Consider the following 23,058-nt stretch of genomic DNA (forward strand, 5'->3'; position numbering starts at 1 on the left):
AACAGAAACCGCATGAGGCAGTCTCATCCGGGCGAGAAGGCCAATATCTTCAAAGCCCGATAGCCATCCGGGAGGGTGGGGCTGTAGATGCGGCGGGTAGATGGGAGGAAGGTCACGCGCATTACCCTGGGAGATCTGTCGGTCTGCCTCGTGCTACCGTCACCGTAAGGTGTCGGGACGGGCCGGCAGAAGTCAGCAGAGGCCGTAGTAGCCGGAGTAACCACCCGGCAAAGGGCCGAACACGAGGCGTCGTTTCAGGAGACTCGCGTTTCGATGACGACAAGAGCAGCAGAAGTCCCGGTCGAGATACCGGGAGCCGTCCCGGAGGGCAGCGGCCGGAAGCCGCCAGAGCATGGGAGCGGTGCGTCAAACGTCACGGCAACGAGAGACCCTTCCTGGACGAAAGCGGAACGGGGGCTGATGGAAGACGTCGTCAGCCGCCCGAACATGATGGCGGCCCTTGAACGAGTGGAAGCCAACAAGGGCGCCCCCGGCATCGACGAGATGACGACGGGCGAGCTACGCGGCTTTCTCAAGGAGAAGTGGCCGACCATCAGGGAAGAGTTGCTGAATGGGACGTATCGCCCCCAGCCGGTGCGGAAGGTGGAAATCGAGAAGCCCGACGGGGGCGTGCGCACCCTGGGAATCCCCACGGTGTGCGATCGGCTCATTCAGCAGGCGCTGCATCAGGTGCTGACGCCGCTATTCGATCCGGACTTCTCCGACAGCTCCTACGGGTATCGTCCCGGACGGAGTGCCTGGCAGGCGGTTAGAGCCGCCCGTCGGCATGTGGCCGACGGCAAGCGCTGGGTGGTCGATATCGACCTGGAGAAGTTCTTCGACCGGGTGAACCACGACATCCTCATGTCGCGGGTCGCCCACAAGGTCGAAGACAAGCGGGTATTGCTGCTCATCCGGCGGTACCTGCAAGCCGGAGTGCTCGAAGGCGGGCTTGTGTCGCAGAGGGTGGAAGGGACGCCGCAGGGTGGTCCCCTCTCACCTCTTCTGTCGAACATCCTGCTCGACGCGTTCGACAAGGAACTGGAGAGGCGCGGTCACGCCTTCTGCCGCTACGCCGACGACTGCAACATTTACGTGCAGACCAGGCGCAGCGGCCAAAGGGTCATGGCCAGTCTCACCCGGTTCCTGGAGGAGCGGCTGGCACTCAAGGTCAACGTCGCCAAAAGCGCCGTCGACCGTCCTTGGAAAAGGGTCTTTCTGGGTTACAGCATGACCTTTCACAAGAAACCCCGCCTCAAAGTGGCGGAGTCGAGAGTGAAGCGGTTCAAGGCCGGACTCAGGAAGGTCTGCCGACGGGGCAGGGGACGCAGTCTCGCTCAGGTCATCAAAGAAATCACCCCGAAGCTACGGGGGTGGGCCTCTTACTTCCGCCTGGCGGAGGTCAAAGGCATCTTCGAAGAACTGGACAAATGGCTGCGGCGGAAGCTGCGCTGCATTCTATGGCGACAGTGGAAGCGCCCCTATACCCGGGCCAAGAGGTTGATGCAGCGGGGATTGCCGGAAGCCCGGGCGTGGAAATCGGCCACGAACGGGCGAGGCCCCTGGTGGAACTCAGGGGCCTCGCACATGAATGAAGCGTATCCGACATCCTTCTTTCGCTACTTGGGGTTGATCCGCTTGACCGATCAGCACCGCCGCTTTCAGAGCGCCTTGTGAACCGCCGTGTACGGAACCGTACGCACGGTGGTGTGGGAGGACGGCGGGGGCGACCCCGCCTCCTACCCGATGACGGCGCGGAAATTTGAGTGCCTCCTGATTCCCCTGATTCCCCTTGACAAGCTTTGGGGCATGGGTTATAAAGTACGCCTGCTGCCCCCGGGGTGCCTGAGAACTTTAGGACAACCTGTTGAAATTCAAGGGAAAGCAGGGCGCGACCCAGGTCGCGAAGCCGGCCCGATTCTTTCGGCGGTGTAGCTCAGTTGGTTAGAGCATGCGGCTCATATCCGCAGTGTCCGGAGTTCGAATCTCTGCACCGCCACCATTTACAAAACCCTCCCCGGTGCCCGGGGAGGGTTTTGGTTTTTCCGGCCTTTTTCATCGGTGCTGCCATGCTCGCCAAGGTCTCCCGCTATATCCGTCGCCATGCCCTGGTCACTCCGGGCGACCGCGTCCTGGTGGCCGTATCGGGCGGTAGCGATTCTCTCGCCCTGCTCGACCTGTTGCACCAGCTGGCCACACAATGGTCTCTGGAGCTGGTGGTGGCCCACCTTGACCATGGCATGCGCGCCGGCAGCGCCGAAGATGCCGAATTTGTCGCTGATTTTACCAGGCGCCTGGGCCTTCCGCTGGTAACGGCCCGCGTCGATGTGCCGGCCCTTGCTCAAAAGGAGCGGGGCGGGCTTGAAGCAGCGGCCCGTTCGGCCCGGCGCCGCTTTCTTCGGGAGGTTGCTGCGGAGCGGGGTTGCCGGGTCATTGCTCTCGGTCAGCAGCGGGATGATCAAGCAGAGACCGTTCTCGAGCGCCTGATGCGCGGCAGTACGGCGACCGGACTGGCCGCCATGCGCCCCCGCAGCGGGCCCTTTATCCGCCCCTTGCTCGAATGCTCCCGGCAGCAACTGCAGGACTACCTGCGGGCCCGCGGCAGCTCCTGGGCCGAGGACCCGAGCAATCTCGATCCCGCCTTTACCCGCAACCGGATTCGCCACCAACTCCTGCCCCACCTGGCCGGTTTCAATCCGCGGATCACTGAGCGCCTTGCCGCCTTCGCCGACCGTTGCGGCATCGAGGAGGATTACTGGGAGGGATTGCTTGCCGACCAGGAAGCCCGCCTGGCGACAAGCCTTGACGGTACGGGGCTGCAAGTCTCGATCGCCCAATTGGCTGCGCTCCATCCTGCCCTGCGCGATCGTTTGCTGCACCGGCTGCTGGGTCGGGTTCGCGGCGGGCGAACGGGATTACTCGCAGTCCACATTGCCGCGGTTGCCGGCCTGCTTGAAGACGGGCTGCCGCAGCGGCAGGTCCACCTGCCGGGGGTCGTGGTGTTGCGGCGCTACGATCGGCTCCAACTGCGCTGCCAGCCGCCGGCAGCGGCTGGAGACCTCCAATTGCAGATCTCTGCTGCCGGGGAATATCTTCTGCCCGGGGGAATGACCCTCGGCGTCGAGTTGCGGCCCGCGCCGCTCGGGGGCGGTCCCTGGGCGGTGGAGTTCGCCGCTGCGGCGACCCCCTGGCCCCTGACGGTGCGGCATTTCCAGCCCGGGGACCGTATCCGCCTTGCCGGCGGCGGGCATCACCGGGTCAAGGAGCTGTTGCGAGCTGCCCGCCTCCCCGGGGAGGTGCGGGCCATGCTGCCACTGGTGGCGGCCGACGAACTGCTCTGGGTTCCCGGCCTGCGGCGCTGTCCGGGGCGGGTTCCGGAGCACGGGGAGAAAGTCCTGCGCCTCACCCTTTTCGGCGCCACCTGGGCGACTAATAACTTGTGATTCCGCATGGGTTATGATAGATTTCCGGATGCCTTTCCGGCCCGGGCGGAGATTCCGTCCGATGATCGAATTTTTCTCCTTTAGGGGGTCCGGTGAACCAGTTCTATAAAAATCTCGCTCTGTGGCTCGTAATTTCCCTGGTCATGATTCTCCTCTTCAACATGATGACCCAGAAGGAGCGCGAGCAGAAGCCGATCAGTTATACCAACTTCATGACCTCCGTCGACGACGGCAAGGTCGCCGAAGTGACGGTCCAGGGATCCAATATCGAAGGGAAATACAAGGACGATTCCCTCTTCAAGACCTATGCGCCCAATGACCCTGACCTGATCAAGACCCTACGCGAAAAGGGGGTCGTCATCCAGGTTCGGCCCGACGAGGACCGCTCATTCTGGTTCACTCTGCTCGTCTCCTGGGGGCCGATCCTCTTGCTGATCGCGGTCTGGATCTTCTTTATGCGGCAGATGCAATCGGGGGGCGGCAAAGCGATGAGCTTCGGCAAGAGCAAGGCCAAGCTCCTCAATGAATCGTCGCAGCGGGTCACCTTCAACGACGTCGCCGGCATCGACGAGGCCAAAGACGAACTCGAAGAAATTGTCGCCTTTCTCAAGGACCCGAAGAAGTTCTCCCGCCTTGGTGGCCGCATTCCCAAGGGGGTGCTACTGGTCGGTTCGCCGGGTACCGGCAAGACGCTCCTCGCCCGAGCCATCGCCGGGGAAGCGGGGGTCCCTTTCTTCTCGATCTCCGGCTCCGACTTCGTTGAGATGTTCGTTGGCGTCGGTGCCAGCCGCGTACGCGACCTCTTCGTCCAGGGGAAGAAGAACGCCCCCTGTATCATCTTCATCGACGAGATCGATGCGGTCGGCCGTCATCGCGGGGCCGGTCTCGGCGGTGGTCACGACGAGCGGGAGCAGACCCTCAACCAGCTGCTGGTGGAGATGGACGGTTTCGAGTCGAATGAGGGGGTCATCCTGATTGCCGCGACCAACCGTCCCGATGTCCTTGACCCGGCGCTGCTGCGCCCGGGCCGCTTCGACCGCCAGGTGGTGGTCCCGCGCCCCGATGTCAAAGGGCGGCTGAAGATTCTCAGTGTCCATGCCCGCAAGATCCCCCAGGGCAAGGATGTTGACATGGAAGTGCTGGCCAAGGGAACCCCCGGTTTCTCCGGCGCCGATCTCGCCAACCTGATCAACGAGGCCGCGCTTCTCGCTGCCCGGGCCAACAAGGACGAGGTCAACATGGAGGACCTCGAGGCCGCCAAGGACAAGGTGATGATGGGCGCCGAGCGGCGTTCGATGGTCATCACCGAGGAGGAGAAGAAGGTCACGGCCTACCATGAAGCCGGGCACGCCCTGGTGGCGATGTTCATCCCCGGCGCCGATCCGGTGCACAAGGTTTCGATCATCCCCCGTGGCCGCGCCATGGGTGTGACGATGTACCTGCCGACCGAGGATAAATACAACGAAACCCGCGAGGGGCTGCATATCCGCATCTGTACCCTGCTGGGGGGGCGGGTGGCCGAAGAGCTCACCTTTGCAAGCATTACCACCGGGGCCTCCAACGACCTGGAGCGGGCCACGGCCATCGCCCGCAAGATGGTCTGCGAATGGGGGATGAGCGACAAGCTCGGACCGCTCGCCTATGGCGAGAAGGAAGGGGAGATTTTCCTCGGTCGCGACATGGGCCACATGAAGAACTACAGTGAGAACACAGCCCAGCAGATCGATGAAGAGATCCGCAGTATCGTGCAGACCAATTACACCCGCACCCGGGAGATTCTCCAGGGGCAGCAGGAGGCGTTGGTGAAGGTGGCGGAGGCCCTGCTGGAGCGGGAAAACCTCGACGGTAAAGAGATCCGCGAAATGGTCTTCGGTCCCGACGCGGAGCCACCGGCGACCGAGGGCGGCACCGTCGCTCCGACGGACGGTCCCTGCCTTGAGGACGGTCCGACTGCCGGAGCCTGAAGCGATGGCGCCGCGGCTGCTGACCGTCAGCGATGAGTCCGGCGCCCGCCGTGAACTGGAGTTGATCGGGTGCGACCCGGGCGGTATCGAGCGGATGGCTCCGAAGATGCTGGGGCGGCTGGTCAAGATCACCGCCGTCCCCTGCCGGGCCGCCAATGTCATCAAGCAGGAGATGCTGGCCCTGGGGGGGGACGCGGCCGTTGCCCGCGGCACGGTGGCCTGTGCTCATCCCGCCACCGATCTCATCCTGATTGGTACCCAGCGGCAACTGCTCAAGCTCAGCCGGAAACTCGCAACCCAGCCTTTCGGTCTTGCCGAAATCAGCCACCAGCTGCGTGGGTTATTGACAGCCCTGAACGCCCCGGCCAACACCCTGTGCGGCCGCAGCTGTCACCTCGACTGCACCCGGCCGCTGATCATGGGGATTCTCAACCTTACCCCCGACTCCTTTTCCGATGGCGGGCGATACCTCGGTCGCGAAGCCGCCTTGCAGCAGGCCCGACAGATGGTGGCGGAAGGGGCCGACCTGATCGATATCGGTGGTGAAAGTACCCGTCCGGGAGCACCGGCAGTAACTGCCGAGGAGGAAATCGAGCGGGTTCTGCCGGTCTTGGAAGCGCTGGCGCGGGACTGCCCGCTCCCTCTCTCGGTCGATACCAGCAAGAGCCAGGTCGCACGGGCCGCCCTCGCTGCCGGGGCCGAGTTTATTAACGATATCAGCGGGTTTAACTTTGACCCGGAGATGGCGGCAACCGTCGCTGCCGCCGGGGCCGGTGCTTTTTTGATGCACACCCGCGGGCGACCGCAGACGATGCAGCAGGATACCGTCTATGGCGATCTCGCCGGAGAGGTGCTGGCGGGGTTGGCCGCTTCCCTGCAGCAGGCCCGGGCTGCCGGCATCGACGAAGAGCGGCTGGCGGTCGATCCGGGGATCGGCTTTGCCAAGGATGTCGCCGGCAATCTCGAGGTACTGCGCCGGTTGCCGGAGTTTCTCTCCCTCGGCCGGCCGCTGCTGCTCGGTACCTCGCGCAAGGCGTTTATCGGGCGCATTCTCGACCAGCCCGACCCCGGTCGCCGGCTCTACGGCACCCTGGCCACGGTGGCCCTCGGTGTTGCCGGCGGCGCGCGGATTTTTCGGGTCCACGACGTCGGCCCGGCCCGGGAGGCCGCCCTAACTGCCTGGGCCGTGGTGGCCGGAGCGGTTGCATGACCAGCGAAGGCTGCTCTCCCTGACCCAGCCACGGTTGGCTGCTGAAATCTGATGTCTGCATTTCAATAACGGAAGATGGGGCGAGGGCGGCATGCTCGACCAACTTAAAAACCTCCGCTGGCTGCTCGACCTGCTCGATATCTTCCTGGTCGCCTTCATCATTTACCGGATCATCCTGCTCATCAAGGGGACCCGGGCGGTGCAGATGCTCCTCGGCCTGGCGGTGGTGCTGATCGTCTACGTCGCCTCCCAGCTCGGCGGGCTCTATACTCTGCACTGGCTCCTCGACAACTTCCTCTCCTCGATAATCCTCGTCATCGTTGTCATCTTCCAGAACGATATCCGCCGCGCCCTGATCCATGTCGGCAAAAACCCGTTCTTTGCCGATCTCTCCTTCAAGGAGGAGGACGAGGTCATCGACGAGCTGGTCAAGGCTGCGCTCAACATGGCCAACCGGAAAATCGGGGCTCTGATTGTCATCGAGCGGGAGACCGGGATCAATGACTTCCTCGAAATCGGGGTCGAGATCGATGCCAAGGTCTCCAGCGATCTCATCGTTTCGATCTTTCTCCCCTATTCGCCGATTCACGACGGCGCCCTGATCCTGCAGCAGGGACGCCTTAAGCGGGCCGGTTGCTTCCTGCCCCTGTCGCAGAACCCCGATATCAGCAAATCCCTCGGCACCCGTCATCGCGCCGCCATCGGGCTGACCGAACTGGTCGATGCGGTGGCGATCGTCGTCTCCGAGGAGACCGGCCGGATTTCGATTGTGGTTGGTGGTCGGATCACCCGGGACCTCGATTCGACGGCCCTCAAGCGCGTGGTCAAACGCCTCCTCGAGCCGCGAACCGCGCCACGAAGGAAACGGTGAGTCATGGTTGACGGATTGACCCAGAACTGGGTTCTCAAGCTCCTCTCCCTGGTCTTTGCGCTGATCCTCTGGTTCTTCGTCATGGGTGAACAGAAGCTGGAGGTCGGCTATGCCGTCCCCCTCGAACTGAAAAACGTGCCGGCCGGGATGATGGTCGCCAATGACGTGCCGAGCCTGGTCGACCTCCGCATCAGCGGACCGCGAACGATCCTGATGAACGTCAAGCCGAGCGATCTCAGTCTGGCCATCGACCTGCGCGACCTCCAGCCCGGGGTGACCTCTTTCAAACGCCTCGAGGAACGGCTCAACCTTCCCAGCGCCATCAAGGTGACCCGTCTTTCGCCGGCGGTGGTCGATGTTCGCCTCGAACGCCGCAAGGAGAAGGCGGTGCCGGTGCGGGTGGTCTTCTCCGGAGCGCTGGCAGAAGGGTACAAGGTTACCTCCCTGAAGACCGACCCGGAGAGGATCATGGTCGAAGGGGCCGAAAGTGAACTTAAGGATGTCAACGAGGTGACAACCGAACCAATCGATGTCAGCGAAGTGCGGGAGAATTTTACCCTGATGGCTCCCCTCGATTACCGGGGGAAATTCACCGCCCTGAAAAGTGACCGCGCGGTGGAGGTTGAAGTCCAGGTCGCCCCGCTGGTTCCCTCCAAGCCTGCCTCCAATAAGGACAAGACCGGAAAATGAAAAAGAAGCTTTTTGGTACCGACGGCGTTCGCGGCGTGGCCAATATCCACCCGATGACCACCGAGATGGCGATGCAGCTCGGCCGTGCCGCCGCCTATATCTTCAAAGATGGCCAGCGCCGGCACCGCATCGTGATCGGCAAGGACACCCGCCTTTCCGGCTACATGATCGAGAATGCCCTCGCGGCCGGGATCTGCTCGATGGGGGTCGATGTCGTCCTGGTCGGGCCGCTGCCGACCCCGGGCATCGCTTTCATCACCGCTTCGATGCGCGCCGACGCCGGGGTGGTGATCAGTGCCTCCCACAACGCCTACCAGGACAACGGCATCAAGTTCTTCTCCCGGGACGGCTTCAAGCTTCCCGACGAGCTGGAGCTGAAGATCGAGGATCTGATCTTCAGCAAGAAGATCGATTCGCTGCGGCCGATTGCCGCCGAGGTCGGCAAGGCCTTCCGCCTCGATGATGCGCGCGGCCGCTACATCGTCTTTTTGAAGAATTCCTTCCCCCGCGACCTCGACCTCTCCGGGCTGAAGATCGTCCTCGACTGCGCCCACGGTGCCGCCTACAAGGTCGCCCCGGCCGTTCTCGGGGAACTCGGCGCCGAGGTCGTGCCCCTCGGCGTCTCCCCCAACGGCACCAATATCAATGCCGGCTGCGGATCGCTGCACCCCCAGGTGTTGGCGGCCGCGGTGCGGGAGCATCGGGCCCATCTCGGCATTGCCCTCGATGGCGACGCCGACCGGGTGATCTTTGTCGACGAGTTCGGCAACGAGGTCGACGGCGATCACATCATGGCGATCTGTGCCTGTGACCTGCTGCAGCGGGGCCAGCTGGCGAAAAAGACCCTGGTGGCGACGGTGATGAGCAATATGGGGCTCGACATCGCCCTGCGCGAGGCGGGCGGCAAGGTGGTGAAGACCGCTGTCGGTGACCGCTACGTCGTCGAGGAGATGTTGCGCGGTGGTTACAACCTCGGTGGCGAGCAGTCGGGGCACATGATCTTCCTCGATCACAACACCACCGGCGACGGCATGATCAGCGCCCTGCAGGTGCTGGCCATCATTCAGCGCAGCGGCCGCAGCCTCGCCGAACTCGCCCGGGTGATGGTCTCGCTCCCCCAGGTGCTGGTCAACGTGCGGGTCGCCGAGCGGCGTGAGCTGACCGAAGTCCCGCAGGTACAGCAGGCGATCACCGCTGCCGAGCAGACCCTGGGCGAAAGTGGCCGGGTATTGATCCGCTATTCGGGGACCGAGCCGTTGCTGCGAATCATGCTGGAGGGGCAGGACAAGCTGCAGATCACCGAACTCGCCCATGAGATCGCCGCTGCCATCGAGAAGCACCTCGGCGGCAGCAAAGAGGAGAAGTGAAGATGGCGAAACTGGGAGTCAACGTCGATCATGTCGCGACCGTGCGCCAGGCGCGGGGCGGCAAGGAGCCCGACCCGGTAACTGCCGCGGCTCTGGCCGAGCTCGCTGGGGCCGACAGCATCACCGTGCACCTGCGCGAAGACCGCCGGCACATCCAGGACCGCGATGTCGAGCTGTTGCGCAAGACCGTCAAGACCCGCCTCAATCTGGAGATGGCGGCCACCGACGAGATGGTCGCCATTGCCCTGAAGCTGCTCCCCGATACCGTGACCCTGGTGCCGGAGAAGCGTGAAGAACTGACCACCGAGGGGGGGCTCGATGTCTCCCTCCATCGCAACCTGATCAAGAAACAGGTCGACCTGCTGCGCCAGGGTGGTATCGCCGTCAGCCTCTTTATCGATCCCGACCTCGAACAGATCAAGATGGCCCACCGGGTCGGTGCCGAGTTGATCGAGATTCATACCGGCAGCTATTGCGAGGCCTATTCCGGCGACCTGCGGCGGGGAGAACTGGCCAAGATCGAAACCGCCATCCGCGCCGGTCGCAAGCTCGGCCTGGGGGTCAATGCCGGCCATGGCCTCAACTACCAGAACATTGTCGATGTGGTATCCTTGGGGGGCATTGAAGAGTTCAACATCGGTCACAGCATCATCTCGCGGGCGGTCCTGGTCGGTCTGGAACGGGCCGTGCGGGAGATGGCAGCCCTGGTTCACGGACGCTGACCGGTGGCGGTGGTCGGGCTCGGGACCGATCTGGCGCGCAGCAGCCGCTTCCGGCGCCTGCTGGATGCGGGCAAGAACGGGGTGATCGAACGCCTGTTCAGCCTCGATGAGCGGGCCTATTGCCTGCGCCAGAAGGACCCCTCGCCGCACCTGGCCGCCCGTTTCGCCGCCAAGGAAGCCTTTCTCAAGGCGCTGGGGCTTGGCTTGCGGGACGGGCTTTCCTGGCAGGACATGGAGGTGGTGCGCGGCCCCCTCGGCCAGCCGCAACTGAAATTCAGGGGGCGCGCGGCGGAGCTGATTGCCGAGCGCCAGATCTCTGCAGTCCACCTCTCCTACAGCCACGACGGCGACTATGCTGTCGCCAATGTTATTCTGGAGACCTCATGAAGCTGCTTACCGCCCGCCAGATGCGCGACCTCGATCGCCGGGCGATCGAGGAATTCGCCCTTCCCGGGGTGGTGCTGATGGAGAACGCCGGGCGGGCGGCTGCGGAGCATGCCGACCGCCGTTTTGCCGCGGCATTTCCGGGGCCGGTGCTGGTATTGTGCGGGAAGGGGAACAATGGCGGCGATGGCTATGTGATTGCCCGCCATCTCGCCAATCGCGGCTGGCAGGTCGAGACCCTGGTCCTTGCCCCTCGGGACGCCATTGGTGGCGATGCTGCCATCAATCTCGAAATTCTGCTGCGCAGTGATGCGGTCGTCCGTTTCGTGCCGGAGGCCGCTGATCTGACCGAGGCCCTCGGCCGCAGCGCCCCGCAGCTGGTCATTGACGCCCTGCTCGGAACCGGTCTCGGCAGTGATGTCGATGGTATTTTCCGGCAGGCGATCGACTGGGTCAATGGCAGTGGCCTGCCGGTTCTGGCCGTCGATATCCCTTCCGGCCTCGACGCCGACAGTGGCCGGGTTCATGGCGTCGCGGTCCATGCCACGCTGACGGTCACTTTCGCCTGCGCCAAGCTTGGCCAAATGCTCCACCCCGGGACCGCCCTGGTCGGGGACCTGGAAGTGGCCGATATCGGCATGCCGCGGGGACTCCTTGCCCAGGTTCCCGATGCCCTGGTCCTGGTCGACCGCCGGGAAGCGGCGCGGCTGTTGCCGGCGCGGCCGGTGGCCGGGCACAAGGGGACCTTCGGCCACCTGCTGGTCGTGGCCGGCTCCACCGGCAAATCGGGTGCCGCGGCCCTGACTGCGGCAGCGGGGATGCGCGGCGGCGCCGGTCTGGTGACCCTTGCGACCGCGGCCAGTGAACGGGCGACCATGGCGGGCATGCTGACCGAGGTGATGACGGCCGCCCTGCCGGAGAGCGGCGGCGGGATCGGCCTGCAGGCGCAGGCGCTGCTGCGCGACCTTGCCGCCGGCAAGGAGGCGCTGGCGCTTGGGCCCGGCCTCGGTCAGGCTCCGGAAACGGCTGCCCTGGTCCGCGCCCTGGTGGCCGAATGCCCGTTGCCCCTCGTCCTCGATGCCGACGGACTCAATGCTCTGGCCGGTCATCTCGAACCCCTCGCCCGGCGCGAGGCCGCCACCATCCTCACCCCCCATCCGGGGGAAATGGCCCGGCTGATCGGTGGGACGGTGCGGGATGTCGAGAGCGATCGCGTCAACGTCGCCCGCAACTTTGCCCAGCAGCACCGCGTGGTGCTGGTCCTGAAAGGGGCCCGGACCATCGTCGCCTGCCCGGATGGACAGCTGCGCATCAATGCCAGCGGCAATCCGGGAATGGCGAGTGGCGGCATGGGGGACCTCCTCACCGGCCTTCTCGGGGCCCTGCTGGCCCAGGGGATGCAGGCATCTGACGCGGCAGTGCTCGGAGTCTTCCTGCACGGTCTTGCCGGTGATCGACTGGCTGCCCGCCAGGGGATGGCCGGACTGCTCGCCTCCGACCTGTTGCGGGAACTTCCCGCTGCCCGCTTTGCCCTCACCCAACAGGAGACATGAATGCTTACAGCCCAGGACATCATGACCACCGCCGTTCACTCGGTCACCCCGGAGACCGGAATTGAGGATTTGGCGCGCCAGTTTGTCGCCACCAACGTCAATGCCATGCCGGTGATCGATAAGGGCGGGGAGTTGGTCGGCATCGTCAGCCAGAGTGACCTGGTCGAACTGGACCGGCCGCTGCATATTCCGACGGTGATTGCCCTTTTCGACTGGGTTCTCTATCTGGAGAGCGAAAAGAAGTTCCGCAGCGAAGTGGAACGCATCACCGCGCGCAAGGTCGCCGATATCTGTCGCCGTGAGGTGGTGACCTGCACGCCGGAGACGACGGTGGCGGAGATTGCCGAGTTGATGAGCGAACAGAAGGCCCACCTCGTCCCCGTCCTTGCCGGCGGGAAAGTCGTCGGGGTCGTCAGCCGCCTCGATATCGTCCGCAGCATGGGCCGCTGAACCTTGCAGCGCTGGCAGTTCACCAGTGACAGCCCGGCAGCGACCCGGGCGCTCGGGGTCCGCCTCGGCGCCTTGCTGCGGGAGGATCTGGCGATCTTTCTCGACGGTGAACTGGGGAGCGGCAAGACCTGCCTGACCCAGGGACTGGCGGCAGGGCTCGGCATTGCCGCCGACGAAGCGGTGACCAGCCCGACCTACACCCTGATGAACCATTATCGCGGGCGCCTCGACCTGTACCATTTCGATCTCTACCGCCTGGCCGGTGCCGACGACCTCGATGCGATCGGTTTCGAGGAGTACGCCGCGGCGCCGGGGGTCATCGTGGTCGAGTGGGCGGCCTTGGCACTCCCCCCCGATCGGCCGGGATTGCATGTTGCCCTTTCGCACGCCTCCGGCGAGCGGCGTATTTTGACCTTTACCGCCCACAGCCCGGCAGCCAGCGCGCTGCTGGACGACCTTGCGGCGGGCTGTGACCAGAGAGGAGTGGCGCCATGACCGAGTTCGATATTGCCATCATCGGCGGCGGCCCCGGCGGCTATGTCGCCGCGATTCGCGCCGCCCAGCAGGGGGCCTGCGTCTGCCTGGTCGAGCAGGAACGGGTAGGCGGCACCTGCCTCAATCACGGCTGCATCCCGACCAAGGCCCTCTTCGCAACGGCGTTGCTGCGGCAGCGGCTGGCCGGCGCCGCCCTCCACGGGATCTCCTGTGGCGAGGTGAGCTTCGACTACGGGACCGCCGCCGCGCGCAAGGAAAGCGTGGTCGAAAAACTGGTCGGGGGGGTGGAGCAGCTCCTCAAGGCGAACAAGGTCGATCTCTTCCATGGCAGTGCCTCCATCGAGGGGCCCGGGCGCTTGCGAATCCGCAGCAAGGGGGTCGTCGGGCATATCCGGGCAAAGCAGATTATCGTCGCCAGCGGCTCCCTTCCGGCACGACCGAAGGCCCTGGCGATCGACGGGAAAAATATTTTGACCAGCCGGGAAATTCTTGCTATTAAGGAGCTTCCCGGCCGCTTGCTGATTATTGGTGGCGGCTACATCGGCTGCGAATTTGCCTCGATTTTTGCCGCCCTCGGCAGCCAGGTGACGGTAGTCGAACAGCTCCCGGAACTTCTCGCCCGCAGCGACCGCCAGGTGGTGCGCGAGGTCGAGAAGTCGTTCAAGGAACTCGGCATCGAGGTGCGCACCAAGACGGCGGTGGAGAGTCTTGAGGTGCGCGGCGAGACGGTGGTCGCGGGGCTCTCCGGTGGAGAAACCCTCACCGTCGACAAGGTCCTGGTGGCGGTCGGCCGGGTGCCGAACAGCTCCGGCCTCGGGCTCGAGGAGGCCGGCGTCGAACTCGAGCGGGGGGCGGTGAAGGTCGATGAGCGGATGCGGACTTCGGTTGACGGGATCTACGCCATCGGTGACGTCACCAATATCATCCAGCTTGCCCATGTCGCCTCCTATCAGGGGGAAATCGCTGTCACCAACGCCCTGGGGGGCGATGCGCGGGCCGATTACCGGGTCGTGCCGAGCGCTATTTTCACCCTCCCGGAAGTCGGCCAGGTCGGTCTGACCGAAGCCGAATGCAAGGAGCAGGGGGTGGCGGTGGAGGTCGGGCGTTTCGCCTACCAGGCCTCGAGCAAGGCTCTTTGCGATGGTGAACCGCGCGGCCTGTTCAAGGTGGTTGCCGCCGCGGACGGCGGCGAGATCCTGGGCGCCGCCGCTGTCGGGGAGGAGGCGTCGACGCTGATCGCCGAGGTCGCCCTGGCGATGCAGCAACGCCTCACCCCGCTGCAGCTGGCGGCCGTTATCCATGCCCATCCGACCCTCCCCGAACTGGTGCGGGAGGCAGCGGAGGACTGCGAGGGGCTGGCGGTGCACAAGGTTGGCCGGCGGCGCAGCGAACGGAAAGAGTGATCGACACCCCGCGGCTTCGGCCGCTTTTCAGCAGCGAAGGAGGATAGGGTAATTATGGCCCTGGTTGTCCAAAAGTATGGTGGGACATCGGTCGGTACCATCGACCGGATCCGGAACGTGGCCCGGCGCGTGGCCAAGACCTACGATGACGGCAACGACGTCGTGGTCATTGTCTCGGCGATGTCCGGGGAGACCAACAAGCTGGTCGCCCTGGTCAACGAGGTCTGTGAGTTCCCCAGCGAGCGCGAGTATGACGTCGTCGTCTCGACCGGGGAGCAGGTGACGATCGGGCTGCTGGCGATGGCGTTGCAGGCGATGGGCTACAAGGCCAAGAGCTACTGCGGCTGGCAGATTCCGATGCACACCGACAGCGCCTTCTCCAAGGCGCGCATCGAGAAGATCGAAGACAAGAAGATCCGCGAAGATCTGAAGAACGGCAATATCGTCGTCGTCGCCGGTTTCCAGGGGATCGACCATGAAGGGAGCATCACGACCCTCGGTCGCGGCGGCTCCGATACTTCGGCGGTAGCGGTGGCGGCCGCCCTCAAGGCCGACGTCTGCGAGATCTTCACCGATGTTGACGGCATCTACACCACCGATCCGCGGATCGTCACCGAGGCGTCCAAGCTGGAGAAGATCAGCTACGACGAGATGCTCGAACTCGCCTCCCTCGGCTCCAAAGTGTTGCAGATCCGCAGTGTCGAATTTGCCAAGAAATACGGCGTGGTTGTCCATGTCCGTTCGAGTTTCAACGATAATCCAGGGACCCTGGTGACGAAGGAGGATGCCGATATGGAAACCGTTCTGGTTTCGGGGATCAGCTACAACAAGGATGAAGCGAAGATTTCGGTGCTGCGCGTGCCCGACAAGCCGGGGATCGCCTCCCAGCTCTTCACGCCGCTCTCCCACGCCAACATCACCGTCGATATGATTATCCAGAACGTCTCCCACGAGGGGTTCACCGACCTGACTTTTACCGTCCCCAAAACCGATTTCAAGAAGGCGCTGAAGATCGTCGAAGAGACGGCCAGGGAGGTCGGTGCCGGTTCGGTCCGTACCGACGAGGCGATCTCCAAGGTTTCCATCGTCGGTGTCGGCATGCGCTCGCATTCGGGCATTGCCAGCAAGATGTTCCAGACCCTCTCCCAGGAGGGGATCAATATCCAGATGATCTCTACCAGCGAGATCAAGGTCAGCTGCGTCATCGACGCCAAGTATACCGAGCTGGCGGTGCGCGTGCTGCATGAAGCTTTTGGGCTGGCCAAGAAGGATGTCAAGGCGGAGTAGTCCCGGCGCCGGGCACTCCCGGTGACGAATGGCGCGGAAGGCATAGGGGCGATCCTCGTGGTCGCCCTTATCCCTATGAGGAGGAAGACGCGATGAGCCTGATCAAGCTGTACGATACGACGTTGCGGGACGGAACCCAGGCCGAAGATATTTCGTTTCTGGTCCAGGACAAGGTGCGGATCGCCCAGAAGCTCGATGAGCTCGGCATTCACTACATCGAGGGCGGCTGGCCCGGGTCCAACCCCAAGGACATCGCTTTCTTCAAGGATATCCGCAAGGTGAAGCTGAACCAGGCCAAGATCGCCGCCTTCGGTTCAACCCGGCGCGCCAAGACGACCCCGGCCAAGGATAACAATATCCGGACCCTGATCGCGGCCGAGCCCGATGCCGTCACCATTTTCGGCAAGACCTGGGACTTCCATGTCCACGAGGCCCTGCGTATCAGCCTCGAAGAGAATCTCGAGCTGATCAACGACTCCCTTGCCTACCTCAAGCAGCATGTGCCGGAGGTGATCTACGACGCTGAGCATTTTTTCGACGGCTACAAGGCAAACCCCGAGTACGCCCTGCAGACCCTCGAAGCAGCCCAGTCCGCCGGGGTCGACTGCATCACCCTCTGCGACACCAACGGCGGAACCATGCCCTACGAGGTGGCGGCGATCATCGAGGCGGTCAAGGCGCGGATCGGCACCCCCCTCGGCATCCACACCCATAACGACGGTGAGTGCGCGGTGGCCAACACCCTGGTCGCGGTGCATCACGGTATCGTGCATGTGCAGGGGACGATCAACGGTTTCGGCGAACGCTGCGGCAATGCCAACCTCTGTTCGATCATCCCCGCCCTCAAGCTCAAGCTTGGCCGCGACTGCATCAGCGACGGCCAACTGCAGCGGTTGCGCGAGGTCTCCCGCTACATCTTTGAACTGGCCAACCTGGTCCCCGACAAACACCAGGCCTACGTCGGCAATTCGGCCTTCGCGCACAAGGGGGGCGTTCACGTCTCGGCGATCCAGCGCCACCCCGAAACCTACGAACACATCCGCCCGGAGAAGGTCGGCAACGTTACCCGGGTTCTGATCTCCGATCTCTCGGGGCGCTCCAATATCCTCGCCAAGGCTGAGCAGTTCAATCTCAATCTCGACTCCAAGGATCCGGTGACCCTGGAGATTCTCGAAGAGATCAAGGAGATGGAGAACAAGGGGTATCAGTTCGAAGGGGCCGAGGCCTCCTTCGAGCTGCTGATGCGCCGCGCCCTCGGCACCCTGCGCCATTACTTCGCGGTGATCGGCTTTCGTGTCATCGACACCAAGCGCCACGAAGATGACAAGCCGACCTCTGAAGCAACGATCCAGGTCAAGGTCGGTGGCAAGATCGAGCACACCGCCGCCGAAGGAAACGGCCCGGTCAACGCCCTCGATCACGCTCTGCGCAAGGCCCTGGAGAATTTTTATCCCCAGCTCCGGGAAATGAAGCTGGTCGATTACAAGGTGCGGGTGCTGCCGGCGGGGAAGGGGACCGCCTCGGTGACCCGCGTATTGATCGAGTCGGGAGATAAAAACTCCCGCTGGGGCACGGTCGGGGTGTCGGACAATATCATCGATGCCTCCTACCATGCCCTGATCGATGCCCTCCTCTACAAACTGGTCAAGGACCAGGAAGCCGAGACTGAATGAGGTGAGGTACCGGGCAGGGACGACGCTGCTGGTCGTGGTTCTCCTCGCCGGACTGGGCGTGGAGTGGAGCCGGTCGTTGCTGGGCACAAGCCCGGCGCCGCCGGCTCCTTGCGTTGTTGCCGCCACCATTTTAATGTTCGGCCCCTCCTTCCCTGTGCCCGGCATTCATCAATTTTCTGACGCTATGACCCTGAAAGACGCCATTATTATGACGGATATGGCGGCAGACCGCCTGCTGTTGAAGGATCCCTGTCTGGAACAACCCCTCGTCACCGGTTCCGCCCTCGACCTGGTGGTGGAAAATGGGCAGATTCGCGATATTCTGGTCTCATGGATACCGGCAGGGCAACGTCTGGCGCTCGGCATCCCCTTGCATCCCGACCGGATGGAACGGAGTGATTGGGAGGTTCTGCCGGGAATCGGGGCGACGCTGGCGCAACGTATCGACCTCGACCGTCAAGAAAATGGCGAATTCGGGTCGATTTTGGGGCTGTTGCGGGTTCCAGGCGTTGGAAAGGGACGCCTGGAAGCCTGGAGCGCCTTTTTCGGGAAATAATTACGGCCGGGAAAGTTATTGAAAAATAGAAGGAATTTCCATGAATTCCAGGTATTAAGGAGTCTATTGGTCCTTTTTTGTCATGAGCTGGCACGTCTTGTGTAAATGGTAATAACTGCCTTAAGCAATTCGTAATTCATCACATGACAAGGGGGTACCACCATGAAATGTCCCAAGTGCAGAGGCCGCATGTACGCCGAAAAGTATTACGATTTCGTTCGCTCTTTCGACGCCTGGAAATGTTGTGCCTGCGGGGAAGTTCTCGACCCCACAATCCTCGCCAATCGTGCGCGTCACCACAACCTCTTCCTCGGCTAGTCCACCAAGGGTCCCTAACCTTAAAAACCTACCAAGGCCGGAACGATGACGTTCCGGCCTTTTTTCGTCTTGGTGCGCCAGGCATGGCGCGTAGCGCCTTGACTGGCGCTGTCTGATTCACTGTGGTGGTGAATCAGTGACTTGGGGGTGCAAGTCCCCTGCGGACCCTGATGGCGGGAACCGCTAGCCGGACGGCAAGGGTGTCCATCGCGAGGTGGAATCTGAAGGAAGCCGCAGGCAAAATCCCGGTCCGACGAACAGAAACCGCATGAGGCAGTCTCATCCGGGCGAGAAGGCCAATATCTTCAAAGCCCGATAGCCATCCGGGAGGGTGGGGCTGTAGATGCGGCGGGTAGATGGGAGGAAGGTCACGCGCATTACCCTGGGAGATCTGTCGGTCTGCCTCGTGCTACCGTCACCGTAAGGTGTCGGGACGGGCCGGCAGAAGTCAGCAGAGGCCGTAGTAGCCGGAGTAACCACCCGGCAAAGGGCCGAACACGAGGCGTCGTTTCAGGAGACTCGCGTTTCGATGACGACAAGAGCAGCAGAAGTCCCGGTCGAGATACCGGGAGCCGTCCCGGAGGGCAGCGGCCGGAAGCCGCCAGAGCATGGGAGCGGTGCGTCAAACGTCACGGCAACGAGAGACCCTTCCTGGACGAAAGCGGAAAGGGGGCTGATGGAAGACGTCGTCAGCCGCCCGAACATGATGGCGGCCTTAGAGCGGGTGGAAGCCAACAAGGGCGCCCCCGGCATCGACGAGATGACGACGGGCGAGCTTCGCGGTTTTCTCAAGGAGAAGTGGCCGACCATCAGGGAAGAGTTGCTGAATGGGACGTATCGCCCCCAGCCGGTGCGGAAGGTGGAAATCGAGAAGCCCGACGGGGGAGTGCGCACCCTGGGAATCCCCACGGTGTGCGATCGGCTCATTCAGCAGGCGCTGCATCAGGTGCTGACGCCGCTATTCGATCCGGACTTCTCCGAGAGCTCCTACGGGTATCGTCCCGGACGGAGTGCCTGGCAGGCGGTTAGAGCCGCCCGTCGGCATGTGGCCGACGGCAAGCGCTGGGTGGTCGATATCGACCTGGAGAAGTTCTTCGACCGGGTGAACCACGACATCCTCATGTCGCGGGTCGCCCGTAAGGTCGAAGACAAGCGGGTATTGCTGCTCATCCGGCGGTACCTGCAAGCCGGAGTGCTCGAAGGCGGGCTTGTGTCGCAGAGGGTGGAAGGGACGCCGCAGGGTGGTCCCCTCTCACCTCTTCTGTCGAACATCCTGCTCGACGCGTTCGACAAGGAACTGGAGAGGCGCGGTCACGCCTTCTGCCGCTACGCCGACGACTGCAACATTTACGTGCAGACCAGGCGCAGCGGCCAAAGGGTCATGGCCAGTCTCACCCGGTTCCTGGAGGAGCGGCTGGCACTCAAGGTCAACGTCGCCAAAAGCGCCGTCGACCGTCCTTGGAAAAGGGTCTTTCTGGGTTACAGCATGACCTTTCACAAGAAACCCCGCCTCAAAGTGGCGGAGTCGAGAGTGAAGCGGTTCAAGGCCGGACTCAGGAAGGTCTGCCGACGGGGCAGGGGACGCAGTCTCGCTCAGGTCATCAAAGAAATCACCCCGAAGCTACGGGGGTGGGCCTCTTACTTCCGCCTGGCGGAGGTCAAAGGCATCTTCGAAGAACTGGACAAATGGCTGCGGCGGAAGCTGCGCTGCATTCTATGGCGACAGTGGAAGCGCCCCTATACCCGGGCCAAGAGGTTGATGCAGCGGGGATTGCCGGAAGCCCGGGCGTGGAAATCGGCCACGAACGGGCGAGGCCCCTGGTGGAACTCAGGGGCCTCGCACATGAATGAAGCGTATCCGACATCCTTCTTTCGCTACTTGGGGTTGATCCGCTTGACCGATCAGCACCGCCGCTTTCAGAGCGCCTTGTGAACCGCCGTGTACGGAACCGTACGCACGGTGGTGTGGGAGGACGGCGGGGGCGACCCCGCCTCCTACCCGATCTGGCGGCTGGCGCAGGGGGGCGGGCGTGATTTCTCAGCCGGTGAAAAACTGACGGCGGATCTTCTCTTCGAGGGCGAGTGCTGCGCTCAGCTGCGGTGCGATCTCAAGAGCGCGCCGGCAATCGATGAGAGCGCGGTCGGGAAAGCGCATTTCGAGGTAGAGCTGGGCCCGGCCAAGCAGGGCGTCAATGGCCGACGGGTCGATGCCGACCGCCTGGTCAAAGTCCTCCAGGGCCCGGGCATGGCGCTGCTCAAGGCGGTAGACCAGGCCGCGATTGCAGAGGGCACGCAGATTGCCGGGGTCATAATCGATCGCCCTGGTGAAGTCGCGCAGCGCCTCCCGCTGGCGCCCGAGGGCGAAGAGCGCCATCCCCCGGTGATTGTAGATCAGGGCGCGAATTGGCCGGGCGAGGTGCATCGACAGGATGTCGCCATAGAGCTCCACCGCCCGTTCAAACTGCTGGTGGCTGTGCGCCTCGAGCGCCTTGAGCATCGCCTTCTCCAGGGGGCTCCCCAGGGCCGGAAGGAAGGATGACGGCTCTTCCCTCGCGGAAGCCGTCTCCTCCTCCGGATTTACCAGGACCGGCAGGGCCAGGGCCTGCTCCAGGGCGTTGCGGCGTTTATGGTTGAGGCGGCGGACGCTGCTCTGGTAATCGCGGATTTCCTGGAAGGTGATGTCGGAAAGGGTCAGCGTGGCATTGAGGGCGGCGAGCTTGCGGCGGATCGATTCATTGGGCCAGGCGAGGGAGGATTTGTAGACCAGCTCGTGTTCGACTTCGGCCCAGGCGTCCTGCAGGATGGTCCGCAACTGGATTTCGGCGACCCGGCGGGTATGGGGCGGGAGCGGGGCCGAGCCCTCTTCATCGCAACGGACCAGCAGGTGAACCGAATCGTAGCCGAACTCGCGAAAGGAATGTCCCGCCGCCTTGCGCTCAGTTTCGACGACCACGAACTCCTTGCGCAGCAAAGTCTCGATCATGGTGACATCTTCGAGGAAGGGACAGATGATGCGCAACCCGAAGAAGTCGGTGATGGTCGGGGGGCCCTGGCGCTTGCGGGCGCTGCGCTGAAGTTTTTCATGGTAGGCGTCAAATCCTTTCACCCGCTGCTTGATGGTCGGTGTCAGGCCGTTCTTTTCAAGCAGGTGGCGCACCCGAACTGCGAGGAGCTGCAGGGCCTCCTCCCAGGCGGGAAGCGCCGCAGAATAGAGCTCGCGGATTTTCGACCGGTCGGGAGGGGTGAAGGGTTTTTCAGCACGACGGGGCATGGCGTCCTGGCCTGGGAAAACAGGGGAAAACGTCCGGTACGACTGGAATGAATGCGGTCGAGCATGGGAGGAGCATTGGCCCGATGCAAGCTTAACAGAGTCCTGGCGGGTTGTCAGTTGCGGCCGAAGCCGCTGGCAGGATCAGCTTTTGCGGGGAAGGGGCCGGTAGCCGGGACAGCCGGTAGCGGTGGCATGGCCGCGATCTTCCGGGAAGTCCCGGCAATGATCGGGCTTGATGCGGTTGATGCCGCAGAGAACCTCAGCGGAGTCTGGTGCCGTCAGCAGCCAGGGGCAGGCTTCCACCTCGTCACCGGTGGCGGGGTCGAACCAGGCGAGGTGGAGCTGGTTGCCGGGGCCGAGGTCGAGGGTCTGGACGCGCATCAGGAGGTCGTCACGCTGCTGCCGGCGCCAGCGCTCCAAGTCGGCATCACTGACACAGCCGCGGTAGGCATCGACCAGGCTGCGGCAGCAGTGGCCGCAGCGGCGGCAGTTAAAGCCCGTTCTCGGCATCCGCTTCCAGCTCCACCGGCAGCTCCTCTTCGCCGGGACGCTCAAGGCTGATCGGCCCCAGGGTGCCGGCCCGCAGCTCCCGCAGCAGCAGCTCGGCGGCGCGTTGCAGGTCGACTTCGCCGCCACCGACGAGGCAGCCGCGGCGCCGGCCGATTTCGGTCAGCAGCTCAATGGGGGAGGGGGGGAGCGTCTCCAGCCTGTAGCGTGCGAGCAGGCGTTCGGGATACCGCTCGGCGAGGAAGGCGGCGGCAAACAGGCCGACATCCCTCGAATCGTAGGCGTTGGCACCGATGGCGCCGCTGGTGGCGAGGCGGTAGGCGGCGAGCTGGTTGCGCATGTCGGGCCAAAGCAGGCCCGGGGTGTCGAAGAGGAGGATGCCGTTGCGCAGGTCGATCTGCTGCTGGCAGGTGGTGATGGCCGGGCGGTCGCCGACCCGGGCGATCGAACGCCCGGCGAGGGTGTTGATCAACGTCGATTTGCCGACGTTGGGGATGCCGACAATAAGGGCGCGCAACGATTTGCCCGGCTTGCAGCGATGGGGGACGAGCCGGCGGCAGAGCTTGGTGATCTGCCCGGCGCTGAGGCGCGACTTCGCTTCCAGCGGCAGGCCGCGAACGCCGGCAGACGCTTCGAGATGCCGCACCCATTCGCGGGTGATTTCGGGGTCGGCGAGGTCCTGCTTGTTGAGCACCTTGATGCAGGGCTTGGTGCCGCGCAGCTGGGTCAGCAGCGGGTTGGCGCTCGCCGCCGGGAGGCGGGCATCGACGATCTCGATAATCAGATCGCAGGACTTGACGGCCTCGGCAATCTCGCGCCGCGCCTTTGCCATATGTCCGGGGTACCATTCGATCGCCATGGTTGCTCGTTGTCCCTTCGGGGCTGTCTGCCGCA

At 63.7% G+C, this 23,058-nt stretch carries 21 protein-coding genes and 1 tRNA gene; 19 read left to right on the plus strand and 3 right to left on the minus strand.

What is annotated here, in order from left to right; all coding sequences use genetic code 11:
• Positions 1–273 precede the first annotated feature (273 nt).
• The 19 genes from ltrA (DBW_RS05985) (at position 274) to ltrA (DBW_RS06070) (ending at position 20,319) form a co-directional block, all read left to right on the plus strand.
• Positions 274–1,677: a group II intron reverse transcriptase/maturase gene (gene ltrA, locus DBW_RS05985; protein ID WP_066725670.1), complete on the plus strand. Its 1,404-nt coding sequence runs from the start codon at positions 274–276 to the stop codon at positions 1,675–1,677.
• Positions 1,678–1,925: 248 nt separating this feature from the next.
• A tRNA-Met gene (locus DBW_RS05990) sits at positions 1,926–2,002 on the plus strand.
• A 34-nt stretch (positions 2,003–2,036) separates the two neighbouring features.
• A complete protein-coding gene (gene tilS / locus DBW_RS05995; RefSeq protein WP_066725675.1) occupies positions 2,037–3,443 on the plus strand; it encodes a tRNA lysidine(34) synthetase TilS in 1,407 nt (468 codons plus the stop codon).
• Positions 3,444–3,535: 92 nt separating this feature from the next.
• Positions 3,536–5,407, plus strand: coding sequence for an ATP-dependent zinc metalloprotease FtsH (gene ftsH, locus DBW_RS06000; RefSeq protein WP_066725684.1), 1,872 nt, complete (start codon positions 3,536–3,538; stop codon positions 5,405–5,407).
• Positions 5,408–5,411: 4 nt separating this feature from the next.
• Entirely contained in the window at positions 5,412–6,617 is a 1,206-nt protein-coding gene (folP, locus tag DBW_RS06005; protein WP_066725686.1) for a dihydropteroate synthase, read from the plus strand.
• 91 nt (positions 6,618–6,708) lie between these two features.
• Positions 6,709–7,488, plus strand: coding sequence for a diadenylate cyclase CdaA (gene cdaA / locus DBW_RS06010; RefSeq protein ID WP_066725689.1), 780 nt, complete (start codon positions 6,709–6,711; stop codon positions 7,486–7,488).
• A 3-nt stretch (positions 7,489–7,491) separates the two neighbouring features.
• A complete protein-coding gene (locus DBW_RS06015; RefSeq protein ID WP_066725692.1) occupies positions 7,492–8,178 on the plus strand; it encodes a CdaR family protein in 687 nt (228 codons plus the stop codon).
• A complete protein-coding gene (gene glmM, locus DBW_RS06020; protein WP_066725695.1) occupies positions 8,175–9,545 on the plus strand; it encodes a phosphoglucosamine mutase in 1,371 nt (456 codons plus the stop codon). The genes DBW_RS06015 and glmM overlap by 4 nt, the downstream gene beginning before the upstream one ends.
• Before the next feature lie 2 nt (positions 9,546–9,547).
• Positions 9,548–10,267, plus strand: a complete 720-nt coding sequence (locus DBW_RS06025) for a pyridoxine 5'-phosphate synthase (protein ID WP_066725698.1) — start codon at positions 9,548–9,550, stop codon at positions 10,265–10,267.
• 3 nt (positions 10,268–10,270) lie between these two features.
• Positions 10,271–10,654, plus strand: coding sequence for a holo-ACP synthase (gene acpS, locus DBW_RS06030; RefSeq protein ID WP_066725701.1), 384 nt, complete (start codon positions 10,271–10,273; stop codon positions 10,652–10,654).
• Positions 10,651–12,204 carry a bifunctional ADP-dependent NAD(P)H-hydrate dehydratase/NAD(P)H-hydrate epimerase gene (locus tag DBW_RS06035; protein WP_066725704.1) on the plus strand — a complete coding sequence of 518 codons (1,554 nt, stop codon included), beginning with the start codon at positions 10,651–10,653 and terminating at the stop codon, positions 12,202–12,204. The genes acpS and DBW_RS06035 overlap by 4 nt, the downstream gene beginning before the upstream one ends.
• A complete protein-coding gene (locus DBW_RS06040; protein ID WP_066725707.1) occupies positions 12,205–12,654 on the plus strand; it encodes a CBS domain-containing protein in 450 nt (149 codons plus the stop codon). It abuts the gene before it with no gap.
• Between the two features lie 3 nt (positions 12,655–12,657).
• Positions 12,658–13,149, plus strand: coding sequence for a tRNA (adenosine(37)-N6)-threonylcarbamoyltransferase complex ATPase subunit type 1 TsaE (tsaE, locus tag DBW_RS06045; protein ID WP_082820206.1), 492 nt, complete (start codon positions 12,658–12,660; stop codon positions 13,147–13,149).
• The gene (gene lpdA, locus DBW_RS06050) at positions 13,146–14,552 is read left to right on the plus strand and encodes a dihydrolipoyl dehydrogenase (RefSeq protein ID WP_066725709.1); all 1,407 of its coding nucleotides are present in this window, start codon (positions 13,146–13,148) and stop codon (positions 14,550–14,552) included. Before tsaE ends, lpdA begins: the two co-directional genes overlap by 4 nt.
• A gap of 54 nt (positions 14,553–14,606) precedes the next feature.
• Positions 14,607–15,839 carry an aspartate kinase gene (locus DBW_RS06055; RefSeq protein ID WP_066725711.1) on the plus strand — a complete coding sequence of 411 codons (1,233 nt, stop codon included), beginning with the start codon at positions 14,607–14,609 and terminating at the stop codon, positions 15,837–15,839.
• A gap of 92 nt (positions 15,840–15,931) precedes the next feature.
• The gene (gene cimA, locus DBW_RS06060; RefSeq protein ID WP_066725712.1) at positions 15,932–17,512 is read left to right on the plus strand and encodes a citramalate synthase; all 1,581 of its coding nucleotides are present in this window, start codon (positions 15,932–15,934) and stop codon (positions 17,510–17,512) included.
• Between the two features lie 76 nt (positions 17,513–17,588).
• Positions 17,589–18,068, plus strand: coding sequence for a ComEA family DNA-binding protein (locus tag DBW_RS06065; RefSeq protein ID WP_231875392.1), 480 nt, complete (start codon positions 17,589–17,591; stop codon positions 18,066–18,068).
• Positions 18,069–18,230: 162 nt separating this feature from the next.
• The gene (locus tag DBW_RS18430; RefSeq protein ID WP_157471794.1) at positions 18,231–18,386 is read left to right on the plus strand and encodes a hypothetical protein; all 156 of its coding nucleotides are present in this window, start codon (positions 18,231–18,233) and stop codon (positions 18,384–18,386) included.
• Between the two features lie 529 nt (positions 18,387–18,915).
• Complete coding sequence (gene ltrA, locus DBW_RS06070) at positions 18,916–20,319, plus strand: group II intron reverse transcriptase/maturase (RefSeq protein WP_066724184.1); 1,404 nt, start codon at positions 18,916–18,918, stop codon at positions 20,317–20,319.
• A 105-nt stretch (positions 20,320–20,424) separates the two neighbouring features.
• Here ltrA (DBW_RS06070) and DBW_RS06075 read toward each other — a convergent pair whose 3' ends face one another.
• The 3 genes from DBW_RS06075 to ylqF form a co-directional block, all read right to left on the minus strand.
• Positions 20,425–21,657, minus strand: a complete 1,233-nt coding sequence (locus DBW_RS06075; RefSeq protein ID WP_066725723.1) for a RelA/SpoT domain-containing protein — start codon at positions 21,655–21,657, stop codon at positions 20,425–20,427.
• A gap of 141 nt (positions 21,658–21,798) precedes the next feature.
• Complete coding sequence (locus tag DBW_RS06080; protein WP_066725725.1) at positions 21,799–22,167, minus strand: YkgJ family cysteine cluster protein; 369 nt, start codon at positions 22,165–22,167, stop codon at positions 21,799–21,801.
• On the minus strand, positions 22,148–23,023 hold the full coding sequence (ylqF, locus tag DBW_RS06085; RefSeq protein WP_066725728.1) for a ribosome biogenesis GTPase YlqF: 876 nt from the start codon (positions 23,021–23,023) through the stop codon (positions 22,148–22,150). Before ylqF ends, DBW_RS06080 begins: the two co-directional genes overlap by 20 nt.
• Between the last annotated feature and the right edge of the window lie 35 nt (positions 23,024–23,058).

This window comes from Desulfuromonas sp. DDH964 (assembly GCF_001611275.1).
Lineage (GTDB): Bacteria > Desulfobacterota > Desulfuromonadia > Desulfuromonadales > DDH964 > DDH964.

Excerpts from the sequence above, each read along its gene's own strand:
- ltrA (WP_066725670.1), top strand. The coding sequence starts at position 274 with ATGACGACAAGAGCAGCAGAAGTCCCGGTCGAGATACCGGGAGCCGTC.
- cimA (WP_066725712.1), top strand. The coding sequence starts at position 15,932 with ATGAGCCTGATCAAGCTGTACGATACGACGTTGCGGGACGGAACCCAG.
- DBW_RS06055 (WP_066725711.1), top strand. The coding sequence starts at position 14,607 with ATGGCCCTGGTTGTCCAAAAGTATGGTGGGACATCGGTCGGTACCATC.
- glmM (WP_066725695.1), top strand. The coding sequence starts at position 8,175 with ATGAAAAAGAAGCTTTTTGGTACCGACGGCGTTCGCGGCGTGGCCAAT.
- DBW_RS06025 (WP_066725698.1), top strand. The coding sequence starts at position 9,548 with ATGGCGAAACTGGGAGTCAACGTCGATCATGTCGCGACCGTGCGCCAG.
- ylqF (WP_066725728.1), bottom strand. The coding sequence starts at position 23,023 with ATGGCGATCGAATGGTACCCCGGACATATGGCAAAGGCGCGGCGCGAG.
- DBW_RS06075 (WP_066725723.1), bottom strand. The coding sequence starts at position 21,657 with ATGCCCCGTCGTGCTGAAAAACCCTTCACCCCTCCCGACCGGTCGAAA.
- DBW_RS18430 (WP_157471794.1), top strand. The coding sequence starts at position 18,231 with ATGAAATGTCCCAAGTGCAGAGGCCGCATGTACGCCGAAAAGTATTAC.
- ltrA (WP_066724184.1), top strand. The coding sequence starts at position 18,916 with ATGACGACAAGAGCAGCAGAAGTCCCGGTCGAGATACCGGGAGCCGTC.
- folP (WP_066725686.1), top strand. The coding sequence starts at position 5,412 with ATGGCGCCGCGGCTGCTGACCGTCAGCGATGAGTCCGGCGCCCGCCGT.
- DBW_RS06035 (WP_066725704.1), top strand. The coding sequence starts at position 10,651 with ATGAAGCTGCTTACCGCCCGCCAGATGCGCGACCTCGATCGCCGGGCG.
- DBW_RS06015 (WP_066725692.1), top strand. The coding sequence starts at position 7,492 with ATGGTTGACGGATTGACCCAGAACTGGGTTCTCAAGCTCCTCTCCCTG.
- DBW_RS06040 (WP_066725707.1), top strand. The coding sequence starts at position 12,205 with ATGCTTACAGCCCAGGACATCATGACCACCGCCGTTCACTCGGTCACC.
- DBW_RS06080 (WP_066725725.1), bottom strand. The coding sequence starts at position 22,167 with ATGCCGAGAACGGGCTTTAACTGCCGCCGCTGCGGCCACTGCTGCCGC.
- lpdA (WP_066725709.1), top strand. The coding sequence starts at position 13,146 with ATGACCGAGTTCGATATTGCCATCATCGGCGGCGGCCCCGGCGGCTAT.
- cdaA (WP_066725689.1), top strand. The coding sequence starts at position 6,709 with ATGCTCGACCAACTTAAAAACCTCCGCTGGCTGCTCGACCTGCTCGAT.